The sequence below is a fragment of the Methylophaga sp. UBA2012 genome, from assembly GCF_002335235.1.
Taxonomy (GTDB): Bacteria; Pseudomonadota; Gammaproteobacteria; order Nitrosococcales; family Methylophagaceae; genus Methylophaga; species Methylophaga thalassica.
This window is the reverse complement of sequence record NZ_DDCG01000001.1, coordinates 129,222-149,478: the sequence shown is the minus strand read 5'-3', so window position 1 is coordinate 149,478 and position 20,257 is coordinate 129,222. Positions and strand designations below refer to the sequence as shown.

Here is a 20,257-nt window from a genome sequence, read left to right as displayed (position 1 = left end):
AGATTTTCAGTCAAACACACTTGCCAGTCATGGAATTATCCTGCATCTTTATGTTCATACTATAACCATAAGCAAAGAGAGAAAGACTATGATCTATGCAAAACCCGGTACTGAAGGCGCTGTCGTCAGTTTTGAATCGCGTTATGAAAACTTTATTGGGGGCAAATGGGTTGCGCCCGTAAAAGGTCAATATTTTACAAATACCACACCTGTAACAGGTGAAGTGATCTGTGAGATTCCAGAATCGACTGCAGAAGATATTGATTTGGCATTAGATGCTGCGCATGCAGCAAAAGATGCCTGGGGAAAAACGTCTGTTCAACAACGTTCCAACATTCTGTTAAAAATCGCCGATCGCATCGAAGAAAACCTTGAAATGCTGGCCGTGGCTGAAACTTGGGACAACGGCAAAGCAGTCCGTGAAACATTAAATGCCGATATTCCACTCGCCGCTGATCACTTCCGTTATTTTGCTGGCTGTATTCGTGCTCAAGAAGGCACCATGGGGGAAATCGACGAAACTACCGTGGCCTATCACTTCCATGAACCACTGGGTGTAGTTGGTCAAATTATTCCCTGGAACTTCCCATTGTTAATGGCTGCATGGAAACTGGCGCCAGCTTTAGCTGCTGGCAACTGCATCGTCATGAAACCAGCAGAATCAACCCCTGTTTCCATTCTTAAATTGATGGAAGTCATTGGTGATTTATTACCGCCAGGCGTACTGAATATCGTTAACGGTATGGGCCGCGTTGCTGGTGAAGCATTAGCCTCAAGCACACGTATTGCCAAAATTGCCTTCACAGGTTCAACACCAGTTGGCTCGCATATCATGAAACGTGCAGCGGAAAACATTATCCCATCAACAACTGAATTAGGTGGTAAATCACCGAACATCTTCTTTGAAGATATTATGCAGCAAGAAGAAGACTACATTAATAAGTGTGCTGAAGGTTTAGTACTGGCCTTCTTTAACCAGGGTGAAGTCTGCACATGCCCATCTCGTGCTGTTATTCAAGAAAGCATCTATGACGATTTCATCAAGATTGTTATGGATCGTGCTAAGAAAATTAAGCGTGGTAATCCATTAGATACTGAAGTTCAGGTCGGTGCTCAGGCTTCACAAATGCAATTTGATAAGATTCTGAGCTATGTAGATATTGGTCGTCAGGAAGGCGCTGAAGTATTAATGGGTGGCGCTGTAGAGCAACTGGGTGCCGAATTTGAAAATGGCTACTACATTCAGCCTACCTTGATGAAAGGCCACAACAAGATGCGCATCTTCCAGGAAGAAATCTTTGGCCCGGTCGTCTCTGTGACCACATTCAAAGATGAAGCAGAAGCACTAGAAATCGCTAACGATACAGAGTTTGGTCTTGGTGCAGGTTTATGGACCCGAGATATGAATCTGGCTTACCGCATGGGACGTGGCATCCAGGCGGGTCGTGTATGGACAAACTGCTACCACATGTACCCTGCTCACGCGGCATTCGGTGGTTATAAAAAATCTGGCGTTGGTCGTGAAACCCACAAAATGGTGCTTGAGCATTATCAACAAACGAAAAACTTGTTGGTTAGCTACAGCACCAGCCCGCTCGGTTTCTTCTAGAAGCCTTACCACTCCCAAAAGCTCTCCCTCGATAAATATTGAGGGAGAGTTTTTTATGTCTGCTTAACACACATTGATAATCATTGTATTGTGTTAATTTAGCTAAAGAATACTTATAAAGGTGTCGCATATGGCTCAAGATAATATCGAATCAACCTTACATGAAGACCGTCAGTTTCCACCCAGTGAAGCCTTTCTAAAAACGGCATCATTACTTTCAGAACAACTTGATGCGTTATACAAAAAAGCGGAACAGGATCATGAAACCTTCTGGGCTGACATAGCAAGACAGGAAATTGATTGGAAACAAGCTTTTACTCAAACACTCGACGACAGTAATGCACCTCATTACCGCTGGTTTGCCGATGGCAAACTTAATGTTTCCTATAACTGCCTTGATCGTCAGCTTGAAAAAAATGCTGAAAAAACGGCGGTTATTTTTGAGGGAGAAAAAGGTGATGTAGAACATATCAGTTATCGCGAACTCCACCGTCGCGTGAGCATCTTTGCCAATGCATTGAAAGCACAAGGTATTGGTAAAGGTGACCGCGTCATTATCTACATGCCAATGATCACCGAAGCTGTTATCGCTATGCAGGCTTGCGCACGTATTGGCGCCATTCACTCCGTGGTGTTCGGTGGCTTTTCTGCGTCATCATTAAAAGACCGCATCGAAGATACCCAAGCGAAATTGGTCATCACAGCGGATGGTGGTTTCCGTGGTGGCAAAACAGTTGAACTGAAAAAAACAGCCGATCAAGCCTTAGCATCAGGCTGTGACACTGTTGAAAAAGTCATTGTCTACCAAAGAACAAAACATGACGTTTCCATGCAAGCAGGCAGAGATATCTGGTGGTCTGATGCCACGGCAGATCAGTCTGATGAATGTGAACCCGAATGGATGGATGCCGCAGATCCTTTATTTCTTCTCTACACGTCAGGTTCTACGGGTAAACCTAAAGGCATTCAACATAGCTGTGGTGGTTACCTATTAAATGCGATCACCACGATGCGCTGGGTCTTTGATATCCAGGACTCTGATGTTTTCTGGTGTACGGCAGATGTGGGCTGGATTACCGGCCACACCTATGTCGCCTATGGCCCGCTTGCCACCGGCGCCACACAGGTTATCTACGAAGGCGTACCGACAGTACCTGATGCCGGTCGTTTCTGGGATATCTGCCAGCGTCATGGCGTCACTATTTTCTATACAGCCCCCACCGCCATTCGTGCATTAATGAAAGTGGGTGATGACATTCCAAACAGCTATGATTTATCAAAACTACGCTTATTGGGTACGGTCGGCGAACCCATCAATCCTGAAGCCTGGATGTGGTATTACAACGTTATTGGTCAAGGGCGTTGCCCGATTGTTGATACCTGGTGGCAGACAGAAACCGGCGCGCATATGATTGCACCTATACCAGGTGTCACTCATGCAAAACCAGGCTCTTGTACTCGTCCTCTTCCAGGTATTGATGCCGCTATCGTCAATGATGAAGGCGAAGAAATTACCACTGCCAATCAGGGTGGCTATCTGGTGATCCGTAAACCATGGCCATCGATGATTCAAACCATCTGGGGCGATGATCAGCGCTATAAAGATACCTACTGGCCTTATTTCGGTGGTAAGTATTACTTAGCCGGTGATAGCGCCAGACGAGATAATAACGGCTTTTTCTGGATCATGGGCCGTATTGATGACGTACTGAATGTATCTGGTCACCGCCTGGGTACCATGGAAATTGAATCTGCCCTTGTTGCTCATCCGCGTGTGGCAGAAGCTGCCGTAGTTGGTCGTCCTCATGATGTGAAAGGTGAAGCTGTATTTGCCTACGTTGTGTTAAAAGGAGATCGCCCTGAAGGTGGTGAGGATAAAGAGCTGACAAAAGAACTGCGTAATTGGGTCGGTGAACAAATTGGCCCTATCGCTAAACCAGATGATATTCGTTATTCAGATAATTTACCTAAGACCCGCTCAGGTAAAATCATGCGTCGTTTACTTCGTACTATTGCCAAAGGTGAAGAAATCACGCAAGACACCTCCACTCTGGAAAATGAGTCTATCCTGTTACAACTGCAAGGTAAGGCTTGATGGCACAACAGGACTCTCGTTCTGAATCTCAGCGATTAGATAAATGGTTATGGGCCGCGCGTTTTTATAAAACGCGTGGTCTCGCCGTTGAAGCCATCTCAGGTGGCAAAGTCCACGTCAATGGACAACGTGTAAAACCCAGTCGAACAGTTCGCATTGAAGACACGCTGACCATTTCCAAACCACCCTACGAATTTGAAGTGATTATTCAGGGGTTAAATCTGCAACGTCGCCCCGCTTCCGAAGCGGAACAGCTTTATGAAGAAACACCTCAAAGCCGTGATAAACGCGAATTATTGCGTGAACAAATAAAAAACGAACCGCTGGGTTTCCGACAACAGAAAGGTCGGCCCAGTAAACGTGATCGTCGTAATATCATCAAATTTACCCGTGAGTCTTGATAGTTATGTCAGACCAAGACTTCATACTTAGCTCAATTAAAAAAACACAGAAAGATGTCTTTAAATTAGCGATAGAAATGCAAAAAAGAGCCGCTGAAGTCGGGTTTGACTGGCCCAGTCCTGATGGCGTATTAGACAAAATCCATGAAGAAATTGATGAGCTAGGTCAGGAAATCAAACATCATTCTGACAAATCAGTGCTTTTAGCTGAACTAGGTGACATCTTATTTGCCTGCTGTAACCTGGCAAGACATTTGGATATTGATCCTGCAGAAGCACTCAACAGTAGCAACACCAAGTTTTACCGACGCTTTAATTATGTGGAAACAGCGGTTACAGCTCAGGGTAAACAATTTGAAGATTTTTCGCTGGAAGAGTTAGATAGTCTATGGAACTCAGCTAAACAATTAGAGCGATCTGAAGATTAAGACTACCCGCCCGTGACGCTCATGTGCCGAAAAATAATTGGCTGAGCCTTGATATCAAAATCATGACCTTTCGGTTTAATGTCCATGGAATCCACAATCGCCTGTTTCAATGCCTGCATATCGCCAGGATACCGCCGTATGACTTCACGTAAATCCATCGAGTGCTCCTGCCCCAAACACAGTAGCAAACGACCTTCTGTCGTCACCCTGACACGATTACAGCTATCACAGAAGTTATGACTGTGTGGTGAGATAAAACCAATTTTGCTTGTCGTGCCAGCTACCTGATAATAACGTGATGGACCGCCAGTAGAAGCGATACTGGCTTGTAAATCGAATACGGTTTTTAACGTGGCTAATACCTCATCGCTGGAACAATAACTTTCTTCACGAGCATGCGAGACATGGCCTAAAGGCATTTCTTCAATGTAGGAAATATCCAGATCGTTATCAATAGCAAACTGGGCTAAATCAATGATTTCATCTTCATTGCGCCCTTTCATGATGACCGCGTTTAATTTAATACGTTTGAAGTTGGCTTTTTTTGCTGCGGCGATGCCCGTCAGAACCGTGTCCAGATCACCAGTTCTTGTTAATGCCTTAAATTTTTCAGCATTTAAAGAGTCCAGACTGATATTGATACGATCTAAGCCCGAATCGGCTAAGGTCTGGGCATACTTTTCCAGCTTGGAGCCATTGGTGGTTAATGTCAGCTCTTTAAGCGAGGTCGAAGCTTTAAGCTGACCTAGTTCATTAAAGAGCCAATCCACATCACGTCTTACCAGCGGTTCACCACCGGTAATACGTACTTTTTCCACACCGAGTTCACAGAAAGCGCGCAACAGAAAAACGATTTCTTCTAGGCTAAGTAATTGTTGTCGAGGCATGAAAGTCATTTCTTCATCCATGCAATACACACAGCGAAAGTCACATCTGTCCGTAATAGACATACGCACATACGTCACCTTACGTCCAAAGCGATCAATCAATTGTGTGGGTAATTTAGCCATGCTGTTTATTTACTCTTTTTGCTCTCTTTATCGACCTGACATGATGTTTGACATGTAGATAATCCAAACACCCCGTAAGCAAGACAACGACCAGTGAATGCGTTTATTAATAAACCAACTCCCAACAGCCACCACCAATTACTGTCATAGATGGCGTAGGCTATTATAACTGTGCCGATAATAATTCGACACCAACGATCCCAATTAGCCAGATTTTTCTTCACCATTCCACCATAAAAATAAACCCCGCAGTGCGGGGTTTATTAGAAAGTAAATGAACCAGATAGTTCAATTAGTCATCGCCAGAGAAGGCACCAATTAATTGCAGCAAGCTAACAAACAAGTTGTAGATACTGACATACAGTGTGATGGTCGCCATGATGTAGTTGGTTTCACCACCATTAACGATTTGGCTTGTTTCGAAAAGAATCAGACCTGCCATCAATAATACAAACATCGCTGACACAGCTAGGGACAGACCTGGCATTTCAAAGAAGAATGCGGCTAAGCTGGCTAGAAAAGCAACCAGAATACCGACGAATAAGAAGCCGCCCATAAAGCTGAAGTCTTTTTCACTTTTTACAGCATACGCCGATAAAGCGATAAAGATAATGCCTGTACCACCAAGAGCTTGCATCACAATTTGTGGACCATTAGGTAAACCTAAGTAGGCATTGATAATCGGACCTAGCGTTAAGCCCATAAAACCTGTCAGAGCAAAAACAGATACGATGCCCCAAGCACTGTTACGAAGTTTAGTAGTTAAGAAAAGTAATCCAAAATACCCAACCAAAGTAATGATGATGCCAGGATGTGGCAAGTTGAGTGCCATTGATACTCCAGCAGTCATAGCACTAAATAATAGTGTCATGGCTAATAAACTATAGGTATTGCGTAATAGTTTATTGGTTTGAACCGCAGACTGCTGCGAACGAACAACAGTTGATTCAGCGTTATAATTCATCAGTTTTCTCCGTGTTTTTTTCCAGTTGATGAAAAGCTTACATTAATGACACCTATCCTACCCGATAAGTTCTAAATGGCAATAGATATTATTTATCTTCAAATAATTTTATTTTTACGGTTGTGTTACCGAACCATTATCTGTATTATTTCGCCTCTCTGGAGAGTTGACAGAGCGGTTGAATGTACCGGTCTTGAAAACCGGCGTGGTTTAACGACCACCCAGGGTTCGAATCCCTGACTCTCCGCCATACATTAAAAGCCCCTTTTCGAAGGGGCTTTTTTGTTTCAGCTCAATGCTTTCAGGATCCACTCTATTTAGTATGGATGGTTTTCCCGGCATACAGCCTCTGGCCTTAAATTTTAGCTGTCCAGCAATAGAAACTGCCTTTAAATCTTCAAAAATGAAAGCCCATCGCCTACTTATTCTGCTAAACCTGATATAGATCAGTTATACAGATAAATCAGATTGACCGACTCTGTTATGAACAATTAAGCTTCAACTAAGTTACTAGCTCGAGTCCAGCATGATTGATACGTCGGAACTACCCACTTCCATCCCCTCCCTTAAATTAAAGTGTGTCGCCATCGATACCTACAAAGAAAACGTCGCTTATTTACACCGGAACTGTGGACTTTATCGTAGCGAAGGCTTTCAGGCGTTGAGTAAAATAGAAATCCACACAGCTAATAGCACTCAACCCGTTATCGCTGTGCTCAACGTCGTTGATGATGCTTCTATTACTGATATCGATGAATTAGGCCTAAGTGAGCAAGTCTATGAACAATTAGGCATCCCGGAAGGCTCAGAGGTTTTTATTAATCATGCCACCCCGCCTGAATCACTGAAATCTGTTCATAAAAAAATAGCCGGTGAAAAACTCGACTATCAGCAGTATTTACATATTATTCAGGACATTGTGAATAACCGTTATTCGAAAATTGAAACAGCGGCGTTTATCGTAGGTTGTGCTGAAACAGGCATGGAGCGCGATGAAATATTGCATCTGACTCATGCCATGGTGGATACCGGTGAACGCATCGACTGGGGCGAAGATCTGGTCTGTGATAAACACTGTATTGGTGGTATCCCTGGCAATCGAACCACCATGTTACTCGTTCCCATTATTGCTGCTCATGGTATGTTGATGCCAAAAACATCCAGCCGTGCGATCACTTCGCCTGCTGGTACCGCAGATACCATGGAAGTGTTAGCCAACGTCGATCTGTCTCTGCGACGTTTGCATGAAATCGTTAATCAACAACGTGCCTTCCTGGCGTGGGGCGGTACGGCGAAACTTGCTCCGGCCGATGATGTATTGATTTCTGTTGAACGTCCGTTATCTATGGACTCAACCGGGCAAATGATCGCCTCAATACTTTCTAAGAAAATTGCTGCAGGCGCCACGCATTTACTGATTGATATACCGATCGGGCCTTCAGCAAAAGTACATACCCATATGGAAGCGCTTAAGTTACGCAAACTGTTTGAGTATGTGGGTGACAATATGGGATTACATTTAGAAGTGGTCATCACCGATGGCAGTCAACCAATAGGTAGAGGCATCGGTCCCGTTTTAGAAACGCAGGATGTGATGAAGATTCTTGGAAATGAACCTAACGCCCCGATCGATTTAAAAGAGAAAGCCTTACAGTTGGCCGGCAGAATTATCGAATTCGATCCCGATGTCAGAGGCGGCCAAGGTTACGCTGTTGCCAGAGATATTCTTGAATCAGGCCGAGCACTTACCAAAATGAATGCCATTATCAATGCTCAGGGACGAAACAACACCCCAATGCAGGTTGGCAAGCTACAGTGTGATATTTGTGCACAAGACACGGGCATCGTAAAAGCGATTGATAATCTGAAAATTGCTTCTATTGCACGTTTGGCCGGTGCACCAATGGATAAAGGCGCAGGGATTTATTTACATAAAAAAATCGGAGATAAAGTCAAAAAAGGTGAGGCATTATTTACCATTTATGCCGAGTTTAATGCTGATTTCACCTTTGCTAAAAATGCTGCACTCCTCGATAACAGCTACCAGATTGATAAACTATGAGCACAAAACTTCCCCTGCTAATTAGCTTTTCAGACTATCAGCAACAGGCCAAAGCCCTGGCTATGGTATGTGGAATACCATACGAAACTATTCAACTTCATCGCTTTCCGGATGGTGAAAGTCAGTTAATATTACCGGTCGACTTACCTGAAACAGTGATTGTTTGCAGAAGTCTCAACGAGCCCAACAGTAAATTGATTGAATTGATGCTGACGGCACAATCATTACGCCAGAATGGTGTAGAACGTATTATTCTGGTGGCACCTTATCTTTGCTATATGCGACAGGATAAAGCCTTTCATCCGGGAGAAGTCGTCAGTCAAACCATTATTGGTCAATTCCTGGCCCGTTTATTTGATGCGGTCATTACAGTAGACACACATTTACACCGCATCTCTGAATTACGCCAAGCTATTCCTATAGAACATGCTGTCAATATCACTGCTACTCAACCGATGGCAGACTTTATAAAGACCCGTTTTAACAATCCTCTGTTATTAGGACCTGATGGCGAATCGGAGCAATGGGTAAAAGAAATCGCGACACATTTTGGCTTTGATTATGCCGTAGCCCATAAACAACGTTTAGGTGATCATAAAGTGATTGTCACTTTGCCTGAACGCGCCTATTCCGGACGCGACATTATTATTGTGGATGACGTGGCCAGTACCGGAAAAACACTGTTGGAAGCAGCTAAACAGCTGATGCCATATCAACCGTCCTCAGTAAATATTCTGGTCAGTCATGCTTTGTTTATGGAGGATGCGATAGATCAACTGAACGCGGCAGGCATCGAACACATCTATAGTTGTGACAGTATTCCACATCCGACCAATACAGTGAGCTTAGCCAATTTGCTCGCCAGTGCTTTACAGGACGTCTTACGCCACTAGCTTCAACACAACCACATAAATGGAGGGTTAGACATTGACATCGTTATTCCAAAAAGCCACGGACGATTTTGCCCTTCAGCCTGTTGATGACACTTTCCGTTTATTAAATGTTGATAGTAAAAATGGCCTGTCTGAAACCGATGTGCGGCAACGACAGATAGATTACGGTCTAAACCAAATCATCAATCAGGAAGAGTCCACCCTGCAGCGAATTTTGAAACGCTTTTGGGGACCTATTCCCTGGATGATTGAAATTGCAGCCATATTATCTGCCGCGGTTGGTAAGTGGGAAGACTTCATCATTATCAGCGTCTTACTCCTTATTAATGCCGGGCTCGACTTTTTCCAGGAACACCGTGCACTTAATGCCCTCAATGCCTTAAAAAGCCAGTTAGATACACAAGTGCGCGTATTACGTGATGGCAAGATTCAATCGGTTCGCTCACAAGAACTTGTGCCCGGCGATATTATTCGTCTGCGAATGGGAGATTTAGTGCCTGCTGATGTGCAATTAGTCACGGGTGACTATTTATCTATAGATGAATCCTCACTGACTGGTGAATCCTTACCTGTGAGCAAGAGAAGTACCGATGTTGCCTATGCGAACACCATTATTCGACAAGGTGAAATGGATGCCATTGTGGTCAATACTGGCCAGCAAACACGGTTTAATAATGTTGTCAGTTTAGTCGCTTCGGCATCCGCCAATGAACACAGCCATTTTCAAAAGATGGTGTTACAAATTGGTCACTTCCTGATTCTGTTATCTTTGGCAATGGTGACATTGATTGTTATCACAGGCTTATCGCGCCATGAAGATATGCTTGAATTGGCCCGCTTTGCCTTAGTGTTATTAGTCGCAGCAATTCCGGTTGCTTTACCGGCCGTTTTGTCTGTCACCATGGCTGTGGGTGCTTATAAATTGGCAAAACACAAAGCCATTGTCACCAAATTAACCGCTATTGAAGAGCTGGCAGGTGTCGATATTTTTTGTTCAGATAAAACAGGTACGCTGACCAAAAATGAAATGCAGGTGATGGACATTCTTCCATTCAATGGCACCAGTAAGGCAGCACTTATGCGAGCGGCCGTTTTAGCATCACGCTCAGAAAATACGGACCCCATCGAAATTCCATTATTTCGCTACATCAAAGATAATTTTGCCGACAGTGATTGGTCACAATGGCAACAAACCCACTTCACTTCATTTGACCCAAGCCGAAAATTTACCTCAGCATCGGTCAAGACAGCTGACGAAAAAATGGATGTATTTAAAGGTGCACCACAAGTGATTATGGCCATGGTCACTAACCTTACCGATAACGATATCACGTCACTCAATCAACAAATTAACCTTCTTGCCAGTAAAGGTTATCGCACATTAGCTGTGGCTCAACAGCGTGAGAATCAACCACATGAATTCCTTGGCCTCATTCCGCTCATCGATCCGCCCCGGGATGACTCAAAGCAAGTGATTGATGAAATGCGACAGCGTGGTGTCGAAGTAAAAATGATCACTGGCGATAATATCGCTATCGCTCGTGAAATTGGTTATATGCTTGGGTTAAACAAACGTGCGGTTCAGTCCAAACAAATCACTGGTAAGTCTGGACAGGAAATTAAAGAGCTGGCATCCGGTCTGGCTCAGGCGATATATAAGCGACTCAATCCGGACGTCTCGTTCAAACAGGCAAAACAGTTTGCTGATGAGGTCATGACCGACCTGGAAAGTATTTACGATACCAGCCTCTTAGAAACAGAGTTTATTCACACACATGAGTCTGCTCTGCTCGACATGCTGGAATCCATCGAAATTTTTGCCGAGGTCTTACCAGAAGATAAATACATGATTGTTGAAGCTTTACAAAAATCAGATCATATTGTTGGCATGACGGGTGATGGCGTAAATGATGCGCCAGCTCTGAGAAAAGCAGATTGCGGTTTTGCCGTATCCAATGCCACAGATGCGGCAAGAGCAGCAGCGGATATTATTCTCACCGCACCAGGGCTATCCGTCATTAATCAGGCCATAGAACAGGCACGCTTTACCTTTGAACGCATGAAAAGCTACGCGACATTCCGTATCGCCGAAACGATTCGTATCATTTTGTTCATGACCTTGAGCATTCTGATATTCGAGTTTTACCCCATCACTGCCCTAATGATTATTTTATTAGCACTGCTCAATGATCTGCCTATCCTGACCATTGCTTACGATAATACCTATCAGTCGCCCACGCCGGTGAGGTGGAATATGCACGAATTATTTATTACTTCATCCGTGCTTGGGCTTGCTGGTGTTTGTGCATCTTTTTTACTTTATTTATTCCTGCGCGAACAGAATTTAGATAACGATACAATACAAACCCTTATCTTTCTGAAACTACTTATTGCTGGTCACAGTACGATTTTTGTCACACGCAATAATGGTTGGTTCTGGCAAAAACCCTGGCCATCTCCTTTATTATTAGCTGCCACATTCGGCACTGAAATCATTGGTACCTTGATGGCGGTCAACGGCCTGTTTATTACGGCTGTAAGCTGGCAATATGCCGGATTTATGTGGTTATATGCCTTAGTCTGGTTTGTTATCGATAATGCCATCAAAATCGGTATTCAACGCTCTCTATTTAATCAGTCCCCAACTAAAACGAAACTCACTGCATGAATATTATTCGTAAATGGCGCACACTCAGAGTACTAAAGCACCATCCGATCCCCTTTGATTTATGGCTTGAGGCCACTAAGTATTTACCCCTTATACAGGCAAGATCCGTATCCGAACGTACTCGCATACGTCTGTTAGCGACTCTGTTTATTCATAAAAAGACATTTACCGGGGCTGCAGGGTTAGTGGTTACACCAGAAATGGCCGTCACTGTTGCAGCCCAGGCCTGTGTAGCTATCTTGCACTTAGGGCTAGATACTTATGATGGTTGGATAGAAGTCATCCTTTACCCGGGCGCATTTCAGATTAAACGTGATGTGACGGATGAAAATGGCGTAGTTCATAGACAAACACAGGGCTTAAGTGGCGAGTCTTGGTCACGGGGTCCCGTCATTTTTTCCTGGCAAGACATCAAACATGACAGTCAGCAACCCTATCGAGGTCATCATGTTGTTATCCATGAATTTGCTCATAAATTAGATATGTTGTCTGGTCGCGCCAATGGTATGCCGCCATTACACCCGGATATGTCGTTACCGGAATGGACTGAGACACTAACGACAGCCTGGCAAGGTTTATTACATGACTTGGCGGCACATAAACACACCTATCTGGATCCTTATGCTGCAACTAATCCGGCTGAATTTTTTGCGGTATTAAGTGAATATTTTTTTACTATGCCAGAAGCCTTGAAGCAACATAATGCCCTTTTATTTAAGCAGTTACAGGCTTATTACCGACAAACACCACCCGATTTAGAACAATTTCATAATAGACAGCAGGCATCAGGTAATTAATGAATAACAGAAACTGTTTCTAAAAGCGCTAGTCGTATATTTAACATGCTGACAAGGACGATGTTATGCAAGAAATTATTGGAACACTACTGTTAATGGCCGTTAACTTTAGTCAGTACGATATGCCAGAACAACAACCCTTAATTGAAGCCGTTAACCATCAGCAGTTGATAGATACATTATGTGAGGGTAAAGAATGTAATGCTCTGGCTTATTATGACGATAAAAAAAATACGATTTTTTATGATGATAAGCTGACTAAAGATAGCATGATTGCTCAAGGATATATCGTTCATGAAATGGTACATTTCCTTCAATATCAGCATGATGCCGTTATTGAGGAGCCAAACTGCAAACAACGAATGCTACTCGAACGTGAAGCCTATCAGGTTCAGCAACGTTTCTTACGCTCTAATCACATAATGACCTACGATGTGGATATGGCCATCCGTTTATTAAGTGGCGTTTGCAATCGCTGATAATGATATGACAGTTGTTATAAACAATTTGATAGGGATATACTCGGCTTTTTAAGAAATTAATCCTGTTATTTATAAATCGTATTAACTCCATGCCAACGAGTTAATCGCTCATGTTTAAATAACGTTTTTCTACTCCAGTTACGGATGTCTATGTTTTCTAACAAACGGCTCTATTTATTAGGCATAGTCAGTATCAGCCTTGCGAGCATAGTTACCAACACAGAAGCGTCGTTAGATTTGTTAGCAGGTGTCGAGGCCGGTATTGATACCGACACAGCCATGACAACACACGACCTGCAACAAACACAAAAAATTCTGTCGACGGAAACCATCGGTAAAAGTCATTTTTGGAAAAATGAAGTGACTGGCACAGCTTATGAAATCATCATTGACCATCATTACTCGTATGGTCACTACCCCTGTCTGGCCTATGATCTTGTCATCAAAAAAGACGATCAAACTGAAACAAAATCATTGGATGCCTGCAAAAACAGCAACGGCCAATGGATATCCATCACCTCAGGTGCTACAGCCCTCTAAGGCGCTTTAGCGATAAATACACCACGTTTGGGGGCCTGATACCCTTCTATTGTTTTTGTAAGATCATTCGGGTCAAGAAAGTCTTTCAGTGACTCAAATGTCATCCATTCAGTGCTTCGTTGCTCATCGAGTGACGTGACATTTTCATCTACGCAACGCACCTCTTTAAAACCGCATTTTTTTAACCACACCATCATGGTCTCGCTACTGGGGATGAACCAGACATTTCGCATCTTGGCATAACGTGACTCTGGAATCAGACTCATGCCCTCAGGGCCATCAATAATCAGCGTTTCCAACACCAACTCACCACCCGGCTTCAGGCAATCACGTAACTCCATAAGATGAGTTAACGGGGAGCGCCTGTGATATAACACCCCCATGGAAAATACGGTATCAAACCAGGCCAGTTTTTCCGGCATATGCTCGATACCGATAGGAACAACGAAGTGTTTATTATTGGCGATATAACGTTGCATGACATGATATTGCATGGTGAAAACCAGCGTTGGATCAATGCCCATGACAAACTCAGCCCCTTCGCCTAGCATTCTCCAGCCGTGATAACCATTGCCACCACCCACATCTAATACGCGTCTGCCAGCTAATGGACTGATATGCGGTAATACTCTGTCCCATTTCCAGTCAGATCGCCATTCGGTATTAATCTCAATATCAAAAAAGCGATAAGGACCTTTACGCCAGGGATGAAACGCTTTCAAACAAGTTTTCAGCGCGTCAATATCAACACCATTCAAATCTTTTTGCTGACCGATTCTGACTTCTGACTGTAACTCGACCTGACTGGGCGTGATAACCGGTAATGCTGCAAGTGCGTCTTGCCACAAAGGCATTTTACCGTGCGTTTCTTCTGCTAATTTCTGATTGATTTGTTGTTCTAATATCTGACGCCAGCCTTGTAATCCAGCGGCATCAAGATATTCATATAAAGGCTGGTATATCACTTTATGGCAACCATCGAGACAAAGTTAAAACATTGATACCATTTTTCAGTAAAACCAAATCCGGCAGCACGTAAACGCTGCTGATGTTGTTCTAGTGACTCAGGTATTAACACATTTTCAAGGGCTGTTCTTTTCTGACTAATTTCCATATCGCTGTACCCATTTGCTCGCTTGAAATCATGATGGGCATCAATATGAAACTGGTTAATGTTGGTATCAGCAAATGCCAGTTTCTCTGACAGAATTAATATGCCACCGGGTTTTAAACCCTTATAGATTTGATTGATTAATGTCTGGCGTTGCGCCAATGGAATAAACTGTAAGGTGAAATTCATTACCACTACGGAAGCATTTTCAATGACCGTATCAGCGATATCTTCACAAACCAGTTGAACACCAATATCAGAGGCCTTGTCGGCCAGCAATATGTGATGTGCTTTTTCAATCATGGCAGGCGAGTTATCAACGGCAATAATCTGGCAATTCTGTTTTTTTATCCGCTGCCGCATCGATAAAGTCACTGCACCAAGTGAACAGCCCAAATCATAACAATGGCTATTATCTACAGCATACTTTGCCGCAATGATACCGATGTTAGATATCAGTGTTGCATAGCCTGGTACCGAACGCTGAATCATATCAGGGAAGACATCGACCACTTTTTCATCAAAGCGGAAATCCACCATTTGTTCTAATGGTGCAGCGTAGATGGTGTCTTGCTTTTTCACCATCACTGTTCACCTTTTTTCTTGGCGACATTATCGCGAAGGTAAACGGGCATAGCCTGTTCAGCAGCTAAAGCATGACCATTTTCAACCTGCTTTACAGCCAGTTTTGCAATGGCAGCAGCTGTCGGTAACAGCTGATTATCCATGCCATGAATTTGGCCAGAGAACTTTGTTGTCATTAGCTCTTCATACTCTTTCCAACCGCTACCAGCAGCAAAAAAAGATGAATCATTGTCCAAGCAAATCAGCTCAGGTAAGCATACCCTTTCCTCTCCCGATAACTCAGCCAGACCATCAACAGATTGATATATAGCGCTATAGACTTCCTGCATACGTGCATCCATTGCCACGGCAATATGATCAGCACCATGTTCATCGATTGCACGCTGCGCGACGGCGGCTAAGGTTGAAACGGGTACGACTGGCAATTTAGCCGCAAAAGCAATTCCCTGAGCGACACTGACTCCAACGCGAACCCCGGTAAATGAACCAGGCCCGCGGCCAAAAGCAATACAGTCCATATCAGCAAGGCGACAATCCGCCTGGGATAAAATCTCATCCAGCATACCTAGTATTTTTTCTGAATGACCCCGTTGAGTCAGAAGGGATTGCTCAAACAGTTCACCATTTTTTAAGATGGCGACAGAACACATTTCTGTGCAGGTATCGAGTGCGAGAATATTCATAGGTGCTTATTAGCCGGTCATTTGAGTGTCACAATCGCGCATTATAATGCATACAATCAAATTCAACGGAGTAAATCATGGCTTTATTCATTGATGCGATTTATGTATTACGCGAAATTGGCAAACTGATATTTGTCATCGTCACCTCACCGTTTGCCTTTATTGCTGGCTTATTGACGCTTATCGGAAGCAACTAGAATTTTCATTCAATTCAATCTGTTATAGCATAGCTATTGTCAAACTTTTCTGGAGGTTGGCAATGGCTATACAACATTTACAAGCATTGGAATTGGCCGCACAAGGCGATTGGAACGGTGCTCACAGACTCATTCAAAACTATGAAGATAGTTTTGCCTGCATGATTCATGGTTATCTTCATTATGTTGAAGGCGACAAAGGAAATGCTGCTTACTGGTACCAACGCGCGGGACGTTCTGTACCAGCAAGCAGCTTATCTGAAGAATTTGACAGGCTTTATAACCTCGCCAAACAAATCTGACTTATTGTTTAATGCCTTCAATCGACAAAGTTAAATACACTACCTGTGATGATGGACCTAACATATCAACATTAATGCCGTAGTCAGAAATAGTAAATTCAGTTTCACCAACAAAACCGGCACGGTAGCCACCCCATGGATCGGCGCCTTCTCCTACTTTTTCGACAGGGAAGCTCAATTCATGGGTCACGCCGTGTAAGGTAAAGTCACCCGTGACCATTAAACTGCCATCATCCTGCTGTTTAAATGAAGTAGATTTGAAGCTGGCCTTAGGAAATTTATCCGTTTCCAGAAAGCGTTCACGTAGATGTTTATCACGCTCGGCAAAGTTAGTATCAACACTGGTCACATCAATATCTACATCCACTTTTGATGCTTCCGGTTTTTCTGCATCATAAGAAAACGTGCCAGAAAAATCATTAAAACGTCCACTCATCCAGCTGTAGCCTAAATGCTGAATACGGAAATCAATAAAAGCGTGGGCTTTTTCAGTATCAATCACATAATCTGCCGCATAAGCAGGCATTATCGCTGACAATCCTAATAATGATGTTGCTAAAAGCGTCTGTCTCATTTTTTTCTCCTGGTTTTATTTGATGCCAAGCATCTGCTTGAGCGTTGAGTCTCTATCGATAAAGTGATGTTTAATTGCAGCCAGAGCATGAACTGTTGCCATCGCAATCAGAAAATACGCGGCCCATAAATGAATTGCCCCCGCCGGATCTACCCAAGCGGGTTTGTTTGAAATGAATGCGGGAATCGTAAACCAATCAAAAACAGAGAGGCCATCACCTTTCGCTGTGACCATGACATAGCCACTAATAACAATAATCAACGCCACGATATTCATGGCTTGATGTGTAATTTTTGCAACGAGATGTTGCCAATAAGGAATAGAGGAAATGGCGGCAGGAGGCTGACGAAACAGGCTCCATGCCCAGCGTGACACAATCAATACTGCCGTTATAACGCCAATGCCTTTATGCCACCAGGGAGCCTGATAATACCAATCATCGTAGTAACCAAGATCGACCATCCACAGGCCAGATGCAAACAGGCCAATAATAAAAACAGCGACTAGCCAATGAAGAAAAATCGATAAAAAGTCATAACGAGAACTCTGGTTCGATTTCATTAATGTCCCTATTAAAAATTGGTGATAGGCACATTGACCACGGTCAATTAAAAATGTTTCTCAAATAATAATATTTTTTATTAGCGCTGACGTCTTTTGGCTTTGACTTTGGTTTTTCCCGGTCTTGTATGCTGAGTGCGAAAACTTTGTACATTTTTTGCCTTACGCGTAACACGGCGGCCTTCACCATTTTCTCCGGTGCCAGCAGGCTGCCAACTGGGGATCAAATGTTTTTTGCCATTACCGATCAAATCTGCACGCCCCATGTTTTTTAATGCTTCACGTAACATTGGCCAGTTTTCAGGATCGTGATAACGAAGAAAAGCTTTGTGCAATCGACGCACTTTCAACCCTTTCGGGACTTCAATATCACCACCGTTACGTCTTACTTTATGCAAGGTGTTCTTGCCCGAGTGATACATGGCCGCAGCGGCTGACATTGGAGAAGGTAAATAGGCTTGAACCTGATCGGCTCTAAAACCATTGCGCTTCAACCAAAGTGCCAAATTCATCATATCCTTATCGGTTGTACCCGGATGTGCGGCGATAAAATATGGAATCAAATACTGCTCTTTACCTGCTTCTTTCGAATATTTATCAAACATCTGTTTGAATTTATCGTAAGTGCCAATGCCGGGTTTCATCATTTGTTGCAGCGGACCTTCTTCTGTATGCTCCGGTGCAATTTTCAGATAGCCCCCCACATGATGAGTCACCAACTCTTTGACATACTCTGGTGATAAAACCGCCAGGTCATATCGCAAACCGGAAGCAATCAGAATCTTTTTAATGCCGGGTAACGATCTGGCGCGTTTGTAGAGACTAATCAAAGGCGTGTGATCTGTATTCAGATTTTTACACACCCCAGGGAATACACACGACAAACGACGACAACTGGCCTCAATTTGAGGATCATTACAGGCTAGACGATACATATTGGCCGTTGGACCACCCAAATCAGAAATCACACCGGTAAAACCGGGCGTCGTATCACGAATCGCTTCCACTTCTCTGATAATGGAGTCTTCAGAACGACTCTGAATAATACGTCCTTCATGTTCGGTAATAGAACAGAATGTACAGCCACCAAAACAGCCACGCATGATGTTGACGGAAAAACGGATCATATCGTAGGCGGGAATGGTCATCTTGCCATAACCACTGTGCGGTACACGACTATAAGGTAAATCAAACACAGCATCCATTTCGGCTGTAGTTAACGGTATCGGCGGTGGGTTTAACCAGACATCCTGATTGCCATGTTGCTGTACTAGAGCCAGCGCATTACCTGGGTTGGTTTCCAGATGCAAAATACGTGAAGTATGGGCATAGGTAACCGGATCATCTTTCACTGCATTGTAGGCAGGCAGTCGAATGACGGTACGGTCTGCATTTCGTGGTGAAACCCGATGAATTTTAATAACATTGGTATTTTCAGCCGGTTTATTTTGTTCTGTTTTGGCTTTTTCATCTGCACAACTTTCTTCAGTTTGCATCTGATAAGGATCAATAGGGGGATTGAGTTTCCCAGGCGTATCCACCAAAGTAGAATCTTTCTCCCACCAGCCCGGACGCTGTTCATGCTTTTTGGTATAGGCGGTGCCACGAATGTCGGTCAAAGCACTGACAGGTTCACCTGCAGCGAGACGATGAGCAATTTCCACCACTTGTCTTTCGCCATTACCATAAACCAAAAGATCGGCTTTAGAATCCATAATGACACTGCGGCGGACTTTTTCAGACCAATAGTCATAATGGGCAATACGGCGCAAGCTGGCTTCAATACCACCAATAATCACGGGTACGCCTTTGTAGGCTTCCTGACAGCGCTGGCTGTAAACCACGACACTTCTATCAGGTCGTTTTCCGCCTGAACCACCTGCGGTGTATGCATCATTACTGCGTATCTTACGGTCAGAAGTATAACGGTTGACCATAGAATCCATATTGCCGCCAGTGACGCCAAAGAACAGATTCGGTTTACCTAGTTTGGTGAAATCGTCGGTGCCGGTCCAATCGGGCTGAGAAATAATACCAACGCGAAAACCATGTGATTCTAATAAACGCCCTATCAGCGCCATACCAAAACTCGGATGGTCTACATAGGCGTCACCCGTCACAATGATAATGTCACAAGAGTCCCATCCCAGCGCATCCATTTCCTCTCGGGTCATGGGTAATTCAGGCGCGATACCAAAACGGTGTGCCCAGAATTTACGGTAGGAAAACAGATCAGGCGCGGATTGCATGTGGACCCCAGAAGAATAAAAGCGATAAACGTCGATATTCTAGCAA

General features: G+C 43.8%; 20 protein-coding genes and 1 tRNA gene. 12 read left to right on the top strand and 9 right to left on the bottom strand.

The features are described 5' to 3' along the window. The first annotated feature begins 88 nt into the window (after positions 1–88). From B2248_RS00705 to B2248_RS00690, 4 genes are all read left to right on the top strand, one after another. Positions 89–1,609: an aldehyde dehydrogenase family protein gene (locus B2248_RS00705; protein ID WP_007145370.1), complete on the top strand. Its 1,521-nt coding sequence runs from the start codon at positions 89–91 to the stop codon at positions 1,607–1,609. A 130-nt stretch (positions 1,610–1,739) separates the two neighbouring features. Next, positions 1,740–3,704: an acetate--CoA ligase gene (gene acs, locus B2248_RS00700; RefSeq protein ID WP_273181657.1), complete on the top strand. Its 1,965-nt coding sequence runs from the start codon at positions 1,740–1,742 to the stop codon at positions 3,702–3,704. Beyond that, positions 3,704–4,105 (top strand): RNA-binding S4 domain-containing protein, encoded by a 402-nt coding sequence (locus B2248_RS00695; RefSeq protein ID WP_007145372.1) that lies wholly within the window; start codon positions 3,704–3,706, stop codon positions 4,103–4,105. Before acs ends, B2248_RS00695 begins: the two co-directional genes overlap by 1 nt. A gap of 5 nt (positions 4,106–4,110) precedes the next feature. Then, complete coding sequence (locus B2248_RS00690) at positions 4,111–4,533, top strand: MazG nucleotide pyrophosphohydrolase domain-containing protein (protein WP_007145373.1); 423 nt, start codon at positions 4,111–4,113, stop codon at positions 4,531–4,533. A 2-nt stretch (positions 4,534–4,535) separates the two neighbouring features. On the opposite strand, the gene moaA is transcribed toward B2248_RS00690, so the two are convergent. The 3 genes from moaA to B2248_RS00680 form a co-directional block, all read right to left on the bottom strand. Then, positions 4,536–5,543, bottom strand: a complete 1,008-nt coding sequence (gene moaA, locus B2248_RS00685; protein ID WP_273181661.1) for a GTP 3',8-cyclase MoaA — start codon at positions 5,541–5,543, stop codon at positions 4,536–4,538. 5 nt (positions 5,544–5,548) lie between these two features. After that, positions 5,549–5,770, bottom strand: a complete 222-nt coding sequence (locus B2248_RS14750; RefSeq protein WP_083821493.1) for a YgaP family membrane protein — start codon at positions 5,768–5,770, stop codon at positions 5,549–5,551. Positions 5,771–5,835: 65 nt separating this feature from the next. Next, positions 5,836–6,507: a Bax inhibitor-1/YccA family protein gene (locus B2248_RS00680; RefSeq protein WP_273181664.1), complete on the bottom strand. Its 672-nt coding sequence runs from the start codon at positions 6,505–6,507 to the stop codon at positions 5,836–5,838. 160 nt (positions 6,508–6,667) lie between these two features. Between B2248_RS00680 and B2248_RS00675 the strand changes: the two genes are divergently transcribed. The 7 genes from B2248_RS00675 to B2248_RS00645 all read left to right on the top strand — a co-directional run bounded on the left by B2248_RS00675 (position 6,668) and on the right by B2248_RS00645 (position 13,949). Continuing rightward, positions 6,668–6,757: transfer RNA gene (locus tag B2248_RS00675), tRNA-Ser, on the top strand. Between the two features lie 276 nt (positions 6,758–7,033). Then, positions 7,034–8,569 (top strand): thymidine phosphorylase family protein, encoded by a 1,536-nt coding sequence (locus B2248_RS00670; protein WP_273181668.1) that lies wholly within the window; start codon positions 7,034–7,036, stop codon positions 8,567–8,569. After that, complete coding sequence (locus B2248_RS00665) at positions 8,566–9,462, top strand: ribose-phosphate diphosphokinase (protein ID WP_273181670.1); 897 nt, start codon at positions 8,566–8,568, stop codon at positions 9,460–9,462. The genes B2248_RS00670 and B2248_RS00665 overlap by 4 nt, the downstream gene beginning before the upstream one ends. A 34-nt stretch (positions 9,463–9,496) precedes the next feature. Next, positions 9,497–12,130, top strand: coding sequence for a plasma-membrane proton-efflux P-type ATPase (locus B2248_RS00660; protein WP_273181673.1), 2,634 nt, complete (start codon positions 9,497–9,499; stop codon positions 12,128–12,130). Continuing rightward, positions 12,127–12,927 carry a zinc-dependent peptidase gene (locus B2248_RS00655; RefSeq protein WP_273181675.1) on the top strand — a complete coding sequence of 267 codons (801 nt, stop codon included), beginning with the start codon at positions 12,127–12,129 and terminating at the stop codon, positions 12,925–12,927. The genes B2248_RS00660 and B2248_RS00655 overlap by 4 nt, the downstream gene beginning before the upstream one ends. 65 nt (positions 12,928–12,992) lie before the next feature. Beyond that, the gene (locus B2248_RS00650) at positions 12,993–13,406 is read left to right on the top strand and encodes a hypothetical protein (protein WP_273181676.1); all 414 of its coding nucleotides are present in this window, start codon (positions 12,993–12,995) and stop codon (positions 13,404–13,406) included. A gap of 153 nt (positions 13,407–13,559) precedes the next feature. Further along, positions 13,560–13,949: a hypothetical protein gene (locus tag B2248_RS00645; RefSeq protein WP_273181679.1), complete on the top strand. Its 390-nt coding sequence runs from the start codon at positions 13,560–13,562 to the stop codon at positions 13,947–13,949. Here B2248_RS00645 and cmoB read toward each other — a convergent pair. The 3 genes from cmoB to tsaB are packed head-to-tail and all read right to left on the bottom strand — an operon-like array spanning position 13,946 to position 16,328. Next, positions 13,946–14,914, bottom strand: a complete 969-nt coding sequence (cmoB, locus tag B2248_RS00640) for a tRNA 5-methoxyuridine(34)/uridine 5-oxyacetic acid(34) synthase CmoB (RefSeq protein WP_273181682.1) — start codon at positions 14,912–14,914, stop codon at positions 13,946–13,948. The genes B2248_RS00645 and cmoB overlap by 4 nt on opposite strands. Further along, entirely contained in the window at positions 14,911–15,645 is a 735-nt protein-coding gene (gene cmoA, locus B2248_RS00635; protein ID WP_273181686.1) for a carboxy-S-adenosyl-L-methionine synthase CmoA, read from the bottom strand. The genes cmoB and cmoA overlap by 4 nt, the downstream gene beginning before the upstream one ends. Continuing rightward, positions 15,645–16,328: a tRNA (adenosine(37)-N6)-threonylcarbamoyltransferase complex dimerization subunit type 1 TsaB gene (gene tsaB, locus B2248_RS00630; protein ID WP_273181689.1), complete on the bottom strand. Its 684-nt coding sequence runs from the start codon at positions 16,326–16,328 to the stop codon at positions 15,645–15,647. Before tsaB ends, cmoA begins: the two co-directional genes overlap by 1 nt. A gap of 259 nt (positions 16,329–16,587) precedes the next feature. Between tsaB and B2248_RS00625 the strand changes: the two genes are divergently transcribed. Continuing rightward, positions 16,588–16,827, top strand: coding sequence for a hypothetical protein (locus B2248_RS00625; protein WP_007145386.1), 240 nt, complete (start codon positions 16,588–16,590; stop codon positions 16,825–16,827). 1 nt (position 16,828) lies between these two features. On the opposite strand, the gene B2248_RS00620 is transcribed toward B2248_RS00625, so the two are convergent. The 3 genes from B2248_RS00620 to B2248_RS00610 all read right to left on the bottom strand — a co-directional run bounded on the left by B2248_RS00620 (position 16,829) and on the right by B2248_RS00610 (position 20,211). Continuing rightward, positions 16,829–17,401 (bottom strand): YceI family protein, encoded by a 573-nt coding sequence (locus B2248_RS00620; protein WP_273181691.1) that lies wholly within the window; start codon positions 17,399–17,401, stop codon positions 16,829–16,831. 15 nt (positions 17,402–17,416) lie between these two features. Next, positions 17,417–17,962 carry a cytochrome b gene (locus B2248_RS00615; RefSeq protein ID WP_273181694.1) on the bottom strand — a complete coding sequence of 182 codons (546 nt, stop codon included), beginning with the start codon at positions 17,960–17,962 and terminating at the stop codon, positions 17,417–17,419. A gap of 80 nt (positions 17,963–18,042) precedes the next feature. After that, positions 18,043–20,211 carry a YgiQ family radical SAM protein gene (locus B2248_RS00610; protein ID WP_273181698.1) on the bottom strand — a complete coding sequence of 723 codons (2,169 nt, stop codon included), beginning with the start codon at positions 20,209–20,211 and terminating at the stop codon, positions 18,043–18,045. Positions 20,212–20,257: the final 46 nt, after the last annotated feature.